General features: G+C 67.8%; 13 protein-coding genes. 12 read left to right on the forward strand and 1 reads right to left on the reverse strand.

Going from position 1 to position 15,412, the window contains the following annotated elements; genetic code table 11:
- Positions 1-21: 21 nt before the first annotated feature.
- A complete protein-coding gene (locus LQF10_RS08320) occupies positions 22-663 on the reverse strand; it encodes a TIGR03085 family metal-binding protein (RefSeq protein WP_231067007.1) in 642 nt (213 codons plus the stop codon).
- A gap of 110 nt (positions 664-773) precedes the next feature.
- On the opposite strand from LQF10_RS08320, the gene hisI reads away from it, so the two are divergent.
- The 12 genes from hisI to LQF10_RS08380 all read left to right on the forward strand — a co-directional run bounded on the left by hisI (position 774) and on the right by LQF10_RS08380 (position 15,331).
- Entirely contained in the window at positions 774-1,148 is a 375-nt protein-coding gene (gene hisI, locus LQF10_RS08325; RefSeq protein ID WP_231067008.1) for a phosphoribosyl-AMP cyclohydrolase, read from the forward strand.
- The gene (locus LQF10_RS08330; protein WP_231067009.1) at positions 1,141-2,685 is read left to right on the forward strand and encodes an anthranilate synthase component I; all 1,545 of its coding nucleotides are present in this window, start codon (positions 1,141-1,143) and stop codon (positions 2,683-2,685) included. Before hisI ends, LQF10_RS08330 begins: the two co-directional genes overlap by 8 nt.
- Positions 2,682-3,326, forward strand: coding sequence for a Trp biosynthesis-associated membrane protein (locus LQF10_RS08335; protein WP_231067010.1), 645 nt, complete (start codon positions 2,682-2,684; stop codon positions 3,324-3,326). Before LQF10_RS08330 ends, LQF10_RS08335 begins: the two co-directional genes overlap by 4 nt.
- A gap of 39 nt (positions 3,327-3,365) precedes the next feature.
- On the forward strand, positions 3,366-3,671 hold the full coding sequence (locus LQF10_RS08340; RefSeq protein ID WP_231067011.1) for an HGxxPAAW family protein: 306 nt from the start codon (positions 3,366-3,368) through the stop codon (positions 3,669-3,671).
- Between the two features lie 47 nt (positions 3,672-3,718).
- Positions 3,719-4,108, forward strand: a complete 390-nt coding sequence (locus LQF10_RS08345) for a DUF2752 domain-containing protein (RefSeq protein ID WP_231067012.1) — start codon at positions 3,719-3,721, stop codon at positions 4,106-4,108.
- Positions 4,109-4,136: 28 nt separating this feature from the next.
- Positions 4,137-4,712: a DUF4190 domain-containing protein gene (locus tag LQF10_RS08350; protein ID WP_231067013.1), complete on the forward strand. Its 576-nt coding sequence runs from the start codon at positions 4,137-4,139 to the stop codon at positions 4,710-4,712.
- 162 nt (positions 4,713-4,874) lie between these two features.
- The gene (gene trpC / locus LQF10_RS08355; protein WP_231067014.1) at positions 4,875-5,690 is read left to right on the forward strand and encodes an indole-3-glycerol phosphate synthase TrpC; all 816 of its coding nucleotides are present in this window, start codon (positions 4,875-4,877) and stop codon (positions 5,688-5,690) included.
- Between the two features lie 170 nt (positions 5,691-5,860).
- Positions 5,861-7,162: a tryptophan synthase subunit beta gene (trpB, locus tag LQF10_RS08360; RefSeq protein ID WP_231067015.1), complete on the forward strand. Its 1,302-nt coding sequence runs from the start codon at positions 5,861-5,863 to the stop codon at positions 7,160-7,162.
- A complete protein-coding gene (gene trpA, locus LQF10_RS08365) occupies positions 7,159-8,004 on the forward strand; it encodes a tryptophan synthase subunit alpha (protein WP_231067016.1) in 846 nt (281 codons plus the stop codon). The genes trpB and trpA overlap by 4 nt, the downstream gene beginning before the upstream one ends.
- Positions 8,001-9,095, forward strand: a complete 1,095-nt coding sequence (gene lgt, locus LQF10_RS08370; RefSeq protein WP_231067017.1) for a prolipoprotein diacylglyceryl transferase — start codon at positions 8,001-8,003, stop codon at positions 9,093-9,095. Before trpA ends, lgt begins: the two co-directional genes overlap by 4 nt.
- Before the next feature lie 190 nt (positions 9,096-9,285).
- Positions 9,286-13,869: a glutamate synthase large subunit gene (gene gltB / locus LQF10_RS08375; protein WP_231067018.1), complete on the forward strand. Its 4,584-nt coding sequence runs from the start codon at positions 9,286-9,288 to the stop codon at positions 13,867-13,869.
- The gene (locus LQF10_RS08380) at positions 13,862-15,331 is read left to right on the forward strand and encodes a glutamate synthase subunit beta (RefSeq protein ID WP_231067019.1); all 1,470 of its coding nucleotides are present in this window, start codon (positions 13,862-13,864) and stop codon (positions 15,329-15,331) included. Before gltB ends, LQF10_RS08380 begins: the two co-directional genes overlap by 8 nt.
- The last annotated feature ends 81 nt before the right edge of the window (positions 15,332-15,412 follow it).

The following is a 15,412-nucleotide window of genomic DNA, read 5'->3' on the forward strand; positions in this document are numbered from 1 at the left end:
AACGCCTGGTCCGTCAGAGAGTCACTCTCCTGCAGAGGTGCCGGCCCAGTCCCGCAACCTGGCGACGGCGTCCGGTGCGCCGAGAAGAGTGACCTCAGCCTGGGTGCGGCGTCCGAACGCATACAGCGCCTGCTCGATCGGGTCGCCCACCACGGCGACGCTGTCTGAGTCCCGGCGCACGCGCACCCTTGGGCCGCCAGGCACCACCAGGATCACCCCGACAGGGGCGCTGCGGTAGGTCAGCCGGGCCATGACCCTCGCGCGCTGCCAGACTGCCTCAACCAGCGTGGGCTCCAGTTCCCGGGGCGCGGCATTCTCTGCTGCGCGACGGACATCCTCATGGTGAACCACGTATTCCAGAAGGTTGGTTGCGTCATCGACGCGGGCAGAGATGCGGCGCAATCCCGACACCCCGGAGAGGCCACGTGCAGGAGCCGCGAAGTCGGTCAGCAGACGGTCGTAGGCGAGCAGATCGGCGCACCGGTCGCCGAGGTTTGCGATCGCGCGTTCAGCACCTCGGATCAACTCCCAGGGCCGGTGCCCGCGCAGGTACAGGTGCGCGGCGAGATGCCGGGTGCGCCACCCGTCGCACAGGGTGGGCGCGTCGGGTCCTGCCGCCCGCATCGTCTCGACCATGTCCTGTTGTTCCTGCCGGGCCCACATACCCGACAGCCTCGCACACAGCGCCCGGCACCGGCGCGTCGACTGCTTCCGTGCCTGTACCGCTGGTGACCTGATCGCTGAAGTGGTCGCAGACATGGCAGGATCGAGGGGTGCCCGATGCTAGCCAGACTCTGGACCCGGCCGTCGCCGAGCGGCTCACCCGTACCGACCAGGGCCTCGTGTGCGTCGTCGTGCAGGACGACGATTCCGACGAGGTCCTGATGGTGGCGTGGATGAACGATGAAGCGCTGCGGCGCACCCTGACCGAGGGCCGGGCCACCTACTGGTCGCGCTCCCGGCAGGAGTACTGGCGCAAGGGGGACACCTCGGGGCACGTGCAGTATGTGCGCTCGATGGAGATCGACTGCGACGGCGATGCCCTGCTGTTGCGGGTGGAACAGATCGGACCGGCGTGCCACACCGGCGAGCGGAGTTGTTTCCGCGCCGGAGGACGGCTGCCGATGGGGGCGGGTGGCCATGAGTGAACTGTCCGCACCACCGCCGTGGGGAGCGACCTGGCCGGCACTGCCGGAGTTCCGCGAACTGGCCGCCGACCGCCGGGTGGTTCCCGTGGTGCGCCGATTCCTCGCCGATGACGTCACCCCGGTGGGGCTGTACCGCCAGCTCTCCTCGGGGCGGCCCGGAACGTTCGTGCTGGAGTCGGCCACCGACGGCGCCTGGTCGCGCTGGTCCTTCATCGGAGTCTCGGCCCGTGCCATCCTCACCGAACGGGACGGGCAGGCGCAGTGGACTGGGGATGTGCCCGTCTCGGTGCCCACTGACGGTGATGTGCTGGACGTCCTGAGGGGCACCTTGGCCGCGCTGCACACGCCGAGACTTGCGCACCTGCCGCCGTTGACGGGCGGATTGGTGGGATCACTGGGCTGGGACGTGGTGCACCACTGGGAGCCGACGCTGCCGCAGGTACCGCCGGATGAGCTGAATGTTCCCGAGGTGGCGTTGTGCCTCGTGGGTGACCTGGCTGCGATCGACCACCACACCGGGGATGTGTGGCTGATCGCGAACGCGATCAATGCCGATGACACCGACGCTCGAGTCGATGAGGCGCACGCCGACGCGGTGCGCCGGTTGGACGCCATGCAGGCGCGGTTGGGGGCACCGACGGCGTCCCACGCGCTGCAGAGCGTCGCAGCAGCCGAGCCGGAGCTGCGCTTTCGGACCACCCGCGAGGACTACGCGGCCGGTGTGCAGGCAGCGAAGGAAGCGATCCGGGACGGCGAGGTGTTCCAAGTGGTGCTGTCCCAGCGCCTTGACCTGGACTCCCCGGCCGACCCACTGGACGTCTACCGGGTGTTGCGCACCATCAATCCCAGTCCGTACATGTACTTCCTGCACCTGGCCGATGCCGAGGGCGGAGAGTTCCATGTGGTGGGCTCGAGTCCCGAGACGCTGGTGAAGGTGACCGGACGGGAGGCGCAGAGCTTCCCGATTGCCGGATCCCGCCCTCGTGGCGGTACGCCCGCCGAGGACCGTCGCAACGCCGAGGAGCTTCTCGAAGACCCGAAGGAGCGTGCGGAACACCTGATGCTGGTGGACCTGGCCCGCAACGATCTGGGCCGGGTGTGTGAGGCCGGATCGGTGGCCGTCGTGGAGTTCATGGAGATCAAGCGGTTCAGCCACATCATGCACATGAGTTCCACCGTGGTGGGCACCGTCCGTCCGGACGCCTCGGCAGTGGACGTCCTCACCGCCACCTTCCCGGCCGGAACGCTCTCCGGTGCGCCGAAGCCGCGCGCGATCGCCCTGATCGATGAGCTGGAACCTGCGCGGCGCGGGATCTACGGCGGTACGGTGGGGTACTTCGACCTGGACGGGGACCTCGACATGGCGATCGCGATCCGGACAGCGCTGATCAAGGACGGCCGGGCGAGTGTGCAGGCGGGTGGAGGACTCGTGGCGGACTCGGACCCGGAAACTGAGTACTGGGAGACGCGGAACAAGGCTGCTGCCGCTGTGCGGGCCGTGCAGATGGCGGCAGGTGTGGCCGGCCTGAACCCATGAGCACGCCGTCAGAGTCCAGGGGAGGCACGGGCGGGCCGGCGTCTCACGCGCGCACGGGCCTGAGCCGCCGGACGGCGGTGCTCATCCTCCTCGTCTGTGGCGCGTTGCTCCTCGGCGCCAGTGTGCTGGAGTGGGCTCACGCACCAGTACGTACCACGATTGGTTCCGGTGGTACCGCTACTGTGACCGGCGCCGATGGTGCCCCGGTGGTGCCCAGCGTCGCACTGCTGATCGCGGCAGCGGGGCTTGCGATCGGTCTCGCCGGACGGATCACCCGCGTGGTGGCCGCCGTGGCCGCTGCAATCGGAGGCATCCTTGCCGTGGTGGCATCGGTGGCCTTCCTCCGCGATCCCATGACGCCGGTGGCCTCAGCGGCAGCTGAGCTGACGGGGGTGCGCGAACTCGGTGGTGCAGTGACCGTCACGGCCGTGCCGTGGATTGCGCTGGCACTCGGCGTGGTGGTCGCGGTGCTCGGCGTGCTGCTACCGGCACGTATGGGCCGGTGGGCGGCCGCGGCCCAACGGTACGAGCGGGCGGCTTCCGGCGATGACGCTCGTTCGTCCCACGCACCGGATGGTCCGGCCACCCGGATGGCGTACTGGGACGCATTGAGTCGCGGTGAGGACCCCACCGACCGGTAGGCTGAGCCCAGACCTGACCGCCTGGAGGAAGGCCCGTCCATGACCACCACGTCCCGCGCCGGTGCTGCTGAATCGGCATCGGCCGATTCCGTGGCCGGCGGCCATTATGCGCCGCAGAACCTGCCCGTGGCTGCGCCGCCGACGAATCACGGTCGTACCGTCGCTGCCTGGGTGCTCTTCTGGGGTGGCGTACTCGCTGCCGTTGTCGCTGGGATCGGCTTCATCCTCCCCTCGGTGCCGGTGATCGCTGCCGGCGCCGGGGTGTTCGTGGTGGGTGCCGCGGTGAGCATCGCGCTGCGGGCTGCCGGGTTCGGGCAGCCACGCAAGGCCTCGACGCGCACCTGATCATCGTGGCCGGGCAGCCAGTGCACGCAGAGCCGGCGAGACGCGGCATGCAACCACGGGACAAGGTGGCGCCGGCGCTCCTCGGCGCGGCGATGGTTGCCGGAACGGCCGTGGTGGTCCTGATCCATCCGCAGGCAGACGGACCGGTGGTGTGCCCGTTCCTGTTGCTCACCGGATTCCTCTGCCCGGGATGCGGTGGTCTGCGCACCACCTACGCCTTGGCTACTGCGGACCCGGTGGCGGCCTGGGATGCCAACCCGATGCTCGCCGTCGGTCTCCCTGTGGTGGCCGTGCTGTGGCTGGTGTGGGCCGTGCGATCATGGCGTGGCTTGCCGAAGACTCCGCTGCCGCGCTGGCTTCCCTGGCTGGGCGCAGGGGTCCTGGCGTTCTGGGTGCTCCGCAACATCCCTGCTTTAGAAGCGTTCCTGGGGCCGTGAGCGGTCTCTTCCATCGAGAGGTGACGACATGAGTTATCCACCCCCTGGTCAAGGAAACGGCCCGTACGGCCAGAATGACCCCTATGGTGGCGCGTCGGGGCAGCCCGGCCCGTACGGCCAGAACGAGCCCCATGCCCAGAACGAGCCCTACGGTCAGCCTGGTTCGTATGGTCAGCCGAGCCCCTACGGCCAGCAGCCTGGACCTCCCGCACCCTCGGGCGATCAATGGTCCGGAGCGTACGGTCAGGGCCAACAGCCTGGTCCCTACGATGCGGCGCCGGGCCAGTATCAGGCCCCCGGTGCGTACGGCGGGTACGGGTATCCGCCGGTAGGCGGCCAGAGCAATGCCCTCGGCGGGTGGTCGCTCGGTCTCGGAATCGCCGGCGTGGTTCTCGCCTGCATCTGGGTCGGATGGTTGATGGCGATCGCCGCCTTGATCACCGGGTTCATGGGCCGAAAGGCGGTCGCTGAGGGGCGCGCCACCAACGGCGGAATGGCGACGGCGGGCATCATTCTCGGGTTCGTCGGAATCGCGGCCACGATCCTCCTCGTTGTTCTCGTCGTCATGGGTGTCATGTACGGCGAAGGACTGGACTCCTTCTAGTTCCCGTTGCTCGGGGACCCGGATGCCCCGGCCCGGGTCCACCGGGGCGCTTCCGCCCCGGGCCGTGCGGTGGTCTGTGCGCCGACTCTCGGCGGTGAGACTGGTGTTCTGGGGCCCCCGGTGAGCGCCTACCATGGGAGCACACCGAGGGAGAGGCGGATCGTGACCGTTCTGGAAGACATCGTCAGCGGGGTCCGAGAGGACCTGGCGGCCCGTGAAGTCGCAGTCCCGCTCGACGTGGTGAAGCGGCAGGCGGAGGCTCGGCCGTCGGCGAAGAACGCCGTCGACGCGCTGCGCCAGGACGATGCCGTGACCGTGATCGCCGAGGTGAAGCGTTCGAGCCCGTCGAAGGGTGCCCTCGCCGAGATCGCCGACCCCGCTGGGCTGGCCGCCGACTACGAGTCCGGCGGGGCAAGCGCGATCAGTGTGCTGACCGAACGGCGCCGCTTCGGCGGTTCCCTCGAGGATCTTGCCGGCGTTCGTGCCCGGGTGGATGTGCCGGTACTGCGCAAGGACTTCATTGTCACCCCCTATCAGGTGTGGGAGGCGCGAGCACACGGCGCGGACATGGTGTTGCTGATCGTGGCGGCGCTGGAGCAGACGGTTCTGACCTCGTTGGTGGACCGGGTGCACTCGCTAGGGATGACGGCGCTCGTTGAAGTGCACTCCGAAGAGGAAGTCGCTCGCGCGGTTGACGCCGGAGCGCGGGTGGTGGGCGTGAATGCACGCGACCTGCACACCCTCGAGGTGCACCGCGGGGTCTTTGCCCGCGTAGCCCCACACGTTCCGTCCGGCATCGTCACCGTGGCCGAGTCCGGAGTCCGCGGCCCGCATGACGTGCTCGACTACGCCCGGGCAGGCGCTGATGCGGTGCTGGTGGGCGAAGCACTGGTGACCCAGGGAAATCCGCGCGCCGCGGTGGCTGACATGGTGGCTGCGGGCGCGCACCCGGCACTTCGGGCGGTGCGTGCCCGATGAGCGCGAGGAGCCCCCGCGAAGGGGCGCCGAGGGACGAGGTGCACCGTAGCGAGGCACCGGAGGGCTCAGACCAGAGGGACCCGATGAGCGCGAGGAGCCCCCGCGAAGGGGCGCCGAGGGACGAGGTGCACCGTAGCGAGGCACCGGAGGGCTCAGACCAGAGGGACCCGATGAGCGCGAGGAGCCCCCTCGACATCCCCTCCGAGACCGCTTCGACCGATCCTGCGCGCGCCCTGCGCGAGGCCACGGGTCCGTACTTCGGTGACTTCGGTGGACGGTTCGTCCCGGAGGCACTGATCGCTGCACTCGACGATCTCGGTGCCGCGTGGGAGAAAGCCAAGCAGGATCCCGAGTTCACCCACCGACTGGCTCTCCTGCACCGCGAGTACACGGGCCGTCCCAGCCCGGTCACCGAGGTGCCGCGATTCGCCGCCCACGCGGGTGGCGTGCGCGTGTTCCTCAAGCGCGAGGACCTCAATCACACCGGCTCGCACAAGATCAACAACGTCCTTGGCCAGGCCCTGTTGACGCAATTGGTGGGCAAGACCCGTGTGATCGCGGAGACCGGTGCCGGTCAGCATGGTGTGGCCACGGCCACGGCTGCGGCCTTGTTCGGACTCGAGTGCACGATCTACATGGGCGAGGAGGACACCCGCCGGCAGGCGTTGAATGTGGCACGGATGCGACTCCTCGGCGCCACGGTGGTTCCCGTCACAACCGGTTCACGAACCCTCAAGGACGCGATCAACGAAGCGTTCCGCGATTGGGTCGCGAACGTGGAGACCACCAACTACGTGTTCGGCACTGTGGCCGGACCGCATCCCTTCCCCACCCTGGTGCGAGATCTCCAGAAGATCATCGGCGAGGAAGCGCGCGATCAGATGCTGGATCGCATCGGCCGGCTGCCTGATGCTGCCGTGGCGTGCGTGGGCGGCGGCTCCAATGCGATGGGCCTGTTCCACGCCTTCCTTGATGATCCTGTGCGCCTGATCGGCTGCGAGGCTGCTGGTGACGGTGTGGAGAGCGGCCGGCACGCGGCGACGATCACGGCCGGGGATCCGGGGGTCCTGCACGGAGCCCGCTCCTATCTGCTCCAGGACGAAGACGGCCAGACCATCGAGTCCCACTCCATCTCCGCTGGCTTGGACTATCCGGGTGTGGGGCCCGAGCATTCGTGGCTCGCCAGCATCGGCCGCGCTGAGTATCGGCCCGTGACCGATGCGGAGGCGATGGATGCCTTCGAGCTCCTATGCCGGACCGAGGGGATCATTCCGGCGATCGAAAGTGCGCATGCGCTGGCCGGTGCTCTCCGATTGGGCAATGAGCTCGCCGACGGAGCCGCTGACGGCAAGGATCCGGGTGACCATGTTCTGCTGGTGTCGTTGTCCGGTCGAGGGGACAAGGATGTCGCCACGGCGGCCACCTGGTTCGGCCTGGTCGATGAGGCGCAGGTGAAGGAGGACTCTCCATGACCGACGTGATGGGTTCGAGGACGGCGGCGGTGATTGACGCCGCGCGTCGCGAGGGTCGTGCGGCACTTGTGGTGTACTTGCCGGTCGGCTATCCGGATGTGGACGGCTCCATCGCCGCGGCCCGTGCCGCCGTAGAGGCCGGGGCAGACATCGTCGAACTCGGGCTGCCCTATTCCGATCCCGGGATGGATGGACCGGTGATCCAGGAGGCCGTTCAGGCCGCGCTGGATGGCGGCACCCGCACGGCCGACGTGTTGCGGGCCGTGCGGGAGGTCTCCGCCACGGGCGCACCGACTCTGGTGATGACCTACTTCAACCCTGTGCACCGCTACGGCGTGGACGCTTTCGCCGATGCGCTGGCCGAGGCCGGGGGAGCGGGGTTGATCACTCCGGACCTGATTCCGGACGAAGCCGCTGCATGGATTGCGGCCGCCGACCGTACTGGGCTCGACAAGGTGTTCCTTGTGGCGCCGAGTTCGACGACCGAGCGTTTGCACATGACGGCGGCGGCGTCCCGCGGCTTCGTCTACGCCGCCTCCACCATGGGTGTGACCGGTGCTCGTGCCGCCGTGGGGGAGCGGGCCGAAGAACTGGTCCGGGCCACCCGCGCCGCCGGAGCCGAACGTGTGTGCGTGGGCCTGGGCGTTTCCACAGCTGCTCAGGCACAGCAGGTGGCCGGCTATGCCGATGGGGTGATCGTGGGATCGGCGCTGGTACGGACGTTGCAACGCCCAGATGGGGACCGCGAGGCCGCATTGGCGGACCTGCGCGAGCTCACCGCGGATCTGGCGGCCGGTGTGCGCGCCGGTGCCCGGTCCGAGCTCGTTGAGGACGTGCGATGAGCACCGGGGTGGCCACCGCAGTGGCCGGGGTGGCCCGCGATGCCACGGTGGCTGCGGCAGGTATACCGAGTCCGGCTCAGGGCACGTGGTATCTGGGTCCGCTGCCGATCCGCGCCTACGCGTTGGCGATCCTTGCCGGAATCTTCGTGGCTGCGTGGATCTCGGTGCGCCGCTACCGAGCCCGGGGTGGACCGGAGGGTGCCATCCTCGATGCGATCTTCCTTGCTGTGCCCCTGGGCATCATCGGAGCGCGGATCTACCACGTGTTCTCCTCGCCGGCTGCGTACTTCGGTCCTGACGGGAATCCGTGGAACGCGTTCGCGATCTGGAACGGTGGGTTGGGCATTTGGGGTGCGATCCCAGCCGGTGCACTGGGTGCGTGGATTGCGCTGCGCCGCAACGGCCTGCGACTGTCCACGGTGGCGGACGCGATGGCCCCTGGCATTCTCGTGGCGCAGGCAATCGGGCGGCTGGGGAACTACTTCAACCAGGAGCTCTTCGGGGCTCCGACCACGCTTCCCTGGGGCCTGCAGATCGATGCCTCGACGCTGGCGGCACAGGGGATGGACTATCCGGCCGGCACGTTGTTCCATCCCACCTTCGGATATGAGCTGGTCTGGAACCTGGTGATGGCGGCCCTGCTTGTCTGGGTGGACCGGAAGTTCCGGCTCGGTCATGGCCGAGTGTTCTGGCTTTACGTGTTCGTGTACACACTCGGGCGTGTCTGGATCGAGATGTTGCGGATCGATGAGGCGGAGATGGTGCTCGGCCTCCGCCTGAACGTGTGGACGTCGATCCTGGTCGGGGTGGTGGCACTGGTGATCTTCGTGGTCCTCTCGCGCCGGTACCCCGAACGGGAGTCTTCGCCGTGGCTGCCCGGACGTGAGCCCGCTGATGAGTCAGGTGCGGACGCCGGAGATGATGACGACGTGCCGGCCGAGAATACGGGCGCCGCGGCCGAAAGTGCGGCCGAACATGGAGGGGCCACGGCCGGGAGCGACGATGCGGGCGACGCACCGCCACCCTCCGCGATCGGTTCGCCAGGTGAGACTGGGTCGCCGGATGTGGGCAAGGACGACGGCCCGCGCTAGCGGGTGCGATATCGTCCCCGTTGCACCGGCACTGGGAACTCGCCGTCCACTGCCAGCCGGGCGCGCACGCTCATGCTTGGGCCCAGGCACGGTAAAGTTTAGGTAGAAGGTGGGTCGACGGCGTCCCAGCAGAACGTAATCGATGCTGCAGGATTCCCCCTGAATCTCCTGCGGTGGTGAGGATGGTCGGATGAACAGGACCCCGCAGGGTGTGAGCCCTTATCGGCGTTTCAGCGCAGCACCTGCCAAGCATGGTCTGTACGACCCCGCTCAGGACCGCGATGCGTGTGGTGTCGCCTTTGTCGCGACCATGCGAGGCACGCCAGGGCGCGACATCGTCGATGCCGCGCTGAAGGCGCTGGCGAACCTCGACCACCGTGGAGCGGTCGGCGCTGAGGAGAACTCCGGAGATGGGGCAGGCATCCTGACCCAGGTCCCGGACGCGTTCGTGCGCGATGTGGTCGATGCTGAACTCCCCGCTGCAGGGCACTACGCCATCGGTCTGGGCTTCCTGCCCCGAGGTGCGGCCGAAGAAGCCGAGGCGGAGCGCATCGTGGGCGAGATCGCCGTCGAGGAAGGGTTGGAGGTACTCGCCTGGCGTGATGTGCCGGTCACGCCCGGGCTCGTCGGGCAGATGGCACGCGATTGCATGCCGACGTTCCGCCAGCTCGTGGTGGCGGCGCCGGATCGTGAGTTGGCCGGCGAGTTGTTGGACCGGCGCGCCTACCGGTTGCGCAAGCGGGCTGAGCATAGCGCTGGCGTGTACTTCGCGTCGCTGTCCAGCCGCACCCTGGTGTACAAGGGCATGTTGACCACCGGTCAGCTCGAGCCGTTCTTCCCGGACCTGTCCGACCCTCGATTCGCCAGTGAGATCGGGTTGGTGCACTCCCGGTTCTCCACGAACACCTTTCCCTCCTGGCCGCTGGCTCACCCGTTCCGGATGGTCGCTCACAACGGGGAGATCAACACCGTGCGGGGCAACCGGAACTGGATGGCCGCGCGGGAGGGGACCCTGGCCTCCGAGACGCTCGGGGATATGACGCCGCTGCTGCCGATCTGCGATGAGGAACAGAGCGACTCGGCCAGCTTCGATGAGGTACTCGAGCTGCTGCACCTGGGTGGTCGCTCGCTCCCGCATGCCGTGCTCATGATGATCCCGGAGGCGTGGGAAAACCACGCGTCCATGGATGCGAAGCGGCGCGCCTTCTACGAATACAACTCCACGATCATGGAGCCGTGGGACGGTCCCGCGGCCATGTGCTTCACCGATGGTCGCTACATCGGTGCGGTTCTCGACCGCAACGGTCTTCGGCCGGGACGCTACTGGATCACTGAGGATGGTCTCGTGGTGCTGGCCAGTGAGGCCGGTGTGCTCGATATCGAACCGGCCAAGGTGGCGCGTAAGGGTCGGCTCTCGCCGGGCAAGATGTTCCTCGTCGACACCGGATCCGGTCGCGTGGTCGAAGATGCCCAGATCAAGGGCGAGCTCTCTGACGCGTACCCGTACTCGCAGTGGCTTGAGGACAACCTCGTGCGCCTGGAGGACCTGCCTGACCGGGAGCACGTGGCGCATTCACGTAACTCGGTGCTGCGCCGTCAGCAGACCTTCGGCTACACCGAGGAGGAACTGCGGATTCTGCTCCGCCCGATTGCGGCCACTGGCGCCGAGGCGCTGGGTTCGATGGGGACCGACACTCCCATCGCCGTGCTCTCCTCGCGCCCGCGCATGTTGTTCGACTACTTCATCCAGATGTTCGCCCAGGTGACGAATCCGCCACTGGACGCGATCCGGGAGGAGCTCGTCACCTCGCTCGGTGGTGCGATCGGCCCAGAGCCCAACCTGCTCCTGGACACACCCGATCACGCGCGCAAGCTCATCGTGCCGTTCCCCACGATCGACAACGACGAGCTCGCGAAGATCAAGCACATCCAGCGCACCCGTGGGCCGGGCAAGGACTTCCAGGCGGTCACGATCAGCGGTCTGTACCGCGTGGCCGGCGGCGCCGAGGCGCTCGAGGCGCGGTTGGAGGAGATCTTCGCCGAGGTGGACTCAGCGATTGAGCACGGTGCCAGCTTCATCGTGCTCTCCGACCGGGAGTCCACCTCGGAGTGGGCACCGATCCCGTCGCTGCTGTTGACGGCCGCCGTGCACCACCACACCATCCGGCAGCAGACCCGTACCCGGATCTCGTTGCTGGTGGAGGCCGGGGACGTGCGTGAGGTGCACCATGTGGCCTTGTTGATCGGGTACGGCGCCGCTGCGGTGAACCCGTATCTGGCGATGGAGAGCGTGGAGGAGCTGGTCCGCTCCGGTGTTGTCGAGGGCGTCACCCCCGAGCAGGCCGTGAAGAACCTCATCAAGGGCCTTGGCAAGGGTGTGCTGAAGGTGATGAGCAAGATGGGCATCTCCACGGTGCACTCCTACCGTGGTGCGCAGGTCTTCCAAGCCATCGGCCTATCCCAGAAGCTCGTGGACAAGTACTTCACCGCCACGGCCACCCCGCTCGGCGGCGTGGACCTGGACGTGATCGCGCGGGAGGTTGCTGCTCGGCACGCCACGGCGTACCCGCGCAGCGGGATCTCCCCGGCGCACCGTCGCCTCGACGTGGGTGGGGAGTACCAGTGGCGTCGTGAGGGTGACCCGCACCTCTTCGACCCGGAGACGGTCTTCCGGCTGCAGCACTCCACCCGCAACCGGCGTTACGACGTCTTCCGCGACTACACCTCCCGCGTGGACGAGCAGTCCAAGCGCCTGATGACGTTGCGTGGCCTCTTCGAGTTCAAGGAGGGGGCGCGCCCCCCGGTTCCGATCGACGAGGTGGAGCCGATCAGCGAGATCGTCAAGCGGTTCTCCACCGGTGCGATGAGCTACGGCTCGATCTCCGTGGAGGCCCACGAGACCCTCGCCATCGCGATGAACCAGCTCGGTGCGAAGTCGAACACCGGTGAGGGCGGCGAGGATGAGGACCGCCTGTACGACCCGCGCCGTCGCAGCGCGATCAAGCAGGTGGCGTCCGGCCGCTTCGGCGTCACGTCGGACTACCTGGTCAACGCCGATGACATCCAGATCAAGATGGCCCAGGGTGCCAAGCCCGGTGAAGGCGGCCAGCTGCCCGGCAGCAAGGTCTACCCCTGGGTGGCGAAGACGCGGCACGCGACGCCGGGAGTCGGACTCATCTCGCCGCCACCGCACCACGACATCTACTCCATCGAAGACATCGCGCAGCTCATCCACGACCTGAAGAACGCCAATCCGCAGGCACGGGTTCACGTGAAGCTGGTCTCCGAGGTGGGTGTGGGGACTGTGGCGACGGGGGTGTCCAAGGCGCACGCCGACGTCGTGCTCATCTCCGGGCACGACGGCGGGACCGGGGCGAGCCCGCTCACCTCGCTCAAGCACGCAGGTGGTCCCTGGGAGATCGGCCTCGCCGAGACTCAGCAGACCCTGGTCGCCAACAACCTGCGCGATCGGATCGTGGTGCAGACGGACGGTCAGCTCAAGACTGGCCGGGACGTGGTGGTTGCGGCGCTCCTCGGCGCCGAGGAGTACGGCTTCGCCACGGCGCCGCTGGTCGTTTCCGGCTGCGTGATGATGCGGGTCTGCCACATGGACACCTGCCCGGTCGGTGTGGCCACACAGAACCCCGAGCTCCGGGCCCGGTTCTCCGGGAAAGCTGAGTTCGTGGTGACCTTCTTCGAGTACATCGCCCAGGAGGTGCGTGAGTACCTCGCTGAGCTTGGATTCCGGTCCCTCGACGAGGCGATCGGCGCCGTCGATGCGCTGGACACCAAGGCAGCCGTGGACCATTGGAAAGCATCCGGTCTGGACCTCTCACCGATACTGGTCCAGCCTGTCCTGCCGGGGGGTTCGGCAGCCCATCAGGTCAAGGGACAGGATCACGGGCTCGAACGCGCCCTCGACAATGTGCTGATCGCACGAGCCGAGCCGGCCATCGAGCGTGGCGAGCCGGTCCAGATCACTGAGAATGTGCGTAACGTCAACCGGACGGTCGGCACCATGCTCGGCAACGCCGTCACCAAGCGGTACGGCGCCAAGGGACTACCTGACGGCACTATCGACGTCACACTGCACGGATCCGCCGGGCAGTCACTCGGCGCATTCCTCACCCCCGGCGTGACCATCCGCCTGTTCGGCGACGCGAACGACTATGTCGGAAAGGGTCTCTCGGGAGGGCGGGTGATCGTTCGCCCCAGCGAGGACGCCACCTTCGAGGCGGCCTCGAATGTGATCGCCGGCAACGTGATCGCCTACGGCGCCACCACCGGCGAGATCTTCCTGCGAGGTGTGGTCGGCGAACGGTTCTGTGTACGCAACTCCGGTGCCACGGCTGTGGTTGAAGGCGTGGGTGACCACGGCTGCGAGTACATGACGGGCGGCACCGTGCTGGTGCTCGGTCCGACCGGTCGAAACTTCGGTGCCGGGATGTCCGGCGGCACCGCATACGTACTCGATCTGGACCCGGACCTGATGAACGGTCCGGCGCTGGCTGTCGCAGACCTGTCCCTGTCCGAACTGGACGAGGAGGACCTGAACATCGTGATGGACCTCCTTGCCCGGCACCACGAGCACACTGACTCTCTGGTTGCGGCGACTCTGCTGGCCGATCGCGAGGAGGTGCGCCGCCGCGTCACGCGCGTGCTACCGCCGGCCTACGCTCGTGTGAACGCTGTGCTGGCCGAAGCCCGCGCCGACGGCGTGGATGTGGCCGAACCTGACGTATGGACTCGAGTGATGGAGGCGACCCGTGGCTGATCCCAAGGGATTCCTGAAGGTCCGGGAGCGGGAACTGCCGACGAGGCGTCCCGTGCCTGTGCGGATCATGGACTGGAACGAGGTTTACGAAAAGCGTGAGGGTGATGCCGCAGCCCTGAAGCGTCAAGCCGGTCGTTGCATGGACTGTGGTATCCCGTTCTGCCACAACGGCTGCCCGCTCGGAAACCTGATTCCCGAATGGAACGATCTCACTCGTACCGGTCGGTGGGATGAGGCGATCGAGCGCCTGCACGCCACGAACAACTTCCCGGATTTCACCGGGCGGCTGTGCCCGGCGCCGTGCGAGACGTCCTGCGTGCTGGGGATCAACCAGCCGGCCGTCACGATCAAGAACATCGAGCTCTCGATCATCGATGAGGCGTTCGAGCGCGGTCTGGTGACTCCGCAGGTACCCGATCGGCTCACCGGCCATACGGTGGCCGTGATCGGATCCGGGCCAGCCGGCCTGGCAGCCGCCCAGCAGCTCACCCGGGCAGGACACACGGTGGCGGTGTACGAGCGGGATGACAGGATCGGCGGCCTGCTGCGCTACGGCATTCCCGAGTTCAAGATGGAGAAGCGTCACCTGGACGCCCGTCTGGAGCAGATGGAGGCCGAGGGGACCCGGTTCCGCCCCGGCGTGGATATCGGTGGCGAGGGCCAGCTCACCGGTACCGACCTGCTCGAGCGGTACGACGCCGTCGTGCTCGCCATGGGAGCCACGGTGCGCCGTGATCTCCCCGTACCGGGCCGCGAACTCGCTGGGATCCACCAGGCGATGGAGTATCTGCCGCAGGGCAACCGCGCAGCACTCGGCGAGGAAGTACCCGGGCAGATCACCGCGGAGGGTAAGGACGTCGTGGTGATCGGCGGCGGGGACACCGGGGCGGACTGCTTGGGGACCGCACTTCGTCAAGGTGCGAAGAACGTGATCCAGCTGGAGATCATGCCCCGGCCCACGGAGGATCGCCCGGCCGCACAGCCATGGCCCACCTACCCGATGATCTACCGGGTCTCCTCGGCGCACGAGGAGGGTGGCGAGCGGGTGTACGCCACGTCCACCGTGGAGTTCATCGGTGACGAGAACGGCGCCGTCAAGGAACTGCGGGTGGTCGAGGTCGACATGTCTTCCGGACGGCCGGAGCCAGTGGAGGGCACCGAACGGGTCATTCCGGCCCAGTTGGTGCTGCTCGCGATGGGCTTCACCAGCGTGCAGACCGAGGGCCTCGTGGACCAACTCGGGCTTGATGTGGACCAGCGCGGACGTGTGGAGCGCAACGGCGACTTCCGGACGTCCCACGATCAGGTCTTCGTGGCCGGTGATGCGGGCCGCGGACAGTCGCTGATCGTGTGGGCGATCGCGGAGGGGCGATCCGCGGCTGCGGCTGTGGACACCTATCTGCGTGGCCAGACCGAGCTACCCGCTCCGATCGAGCCGACCACGATGCAGGTCACCGTCTAGCGACGCTGCACCACGAGCATGAACACGGCCATCCGGTGAATGGATGGGGAAATCAGGACGAACGCCCGGTGCGCGGGCGAG

It is taken from the genome of Ruania halotolerans (genome assembly GCF_021049285.1).
Classification (GTDB): domain Bacteria; phylum Actinomycetota; class Actinomycetes; order Actinomycetales; family Beutenbergiaceae; genus Ruania; species Ruania halotolerans.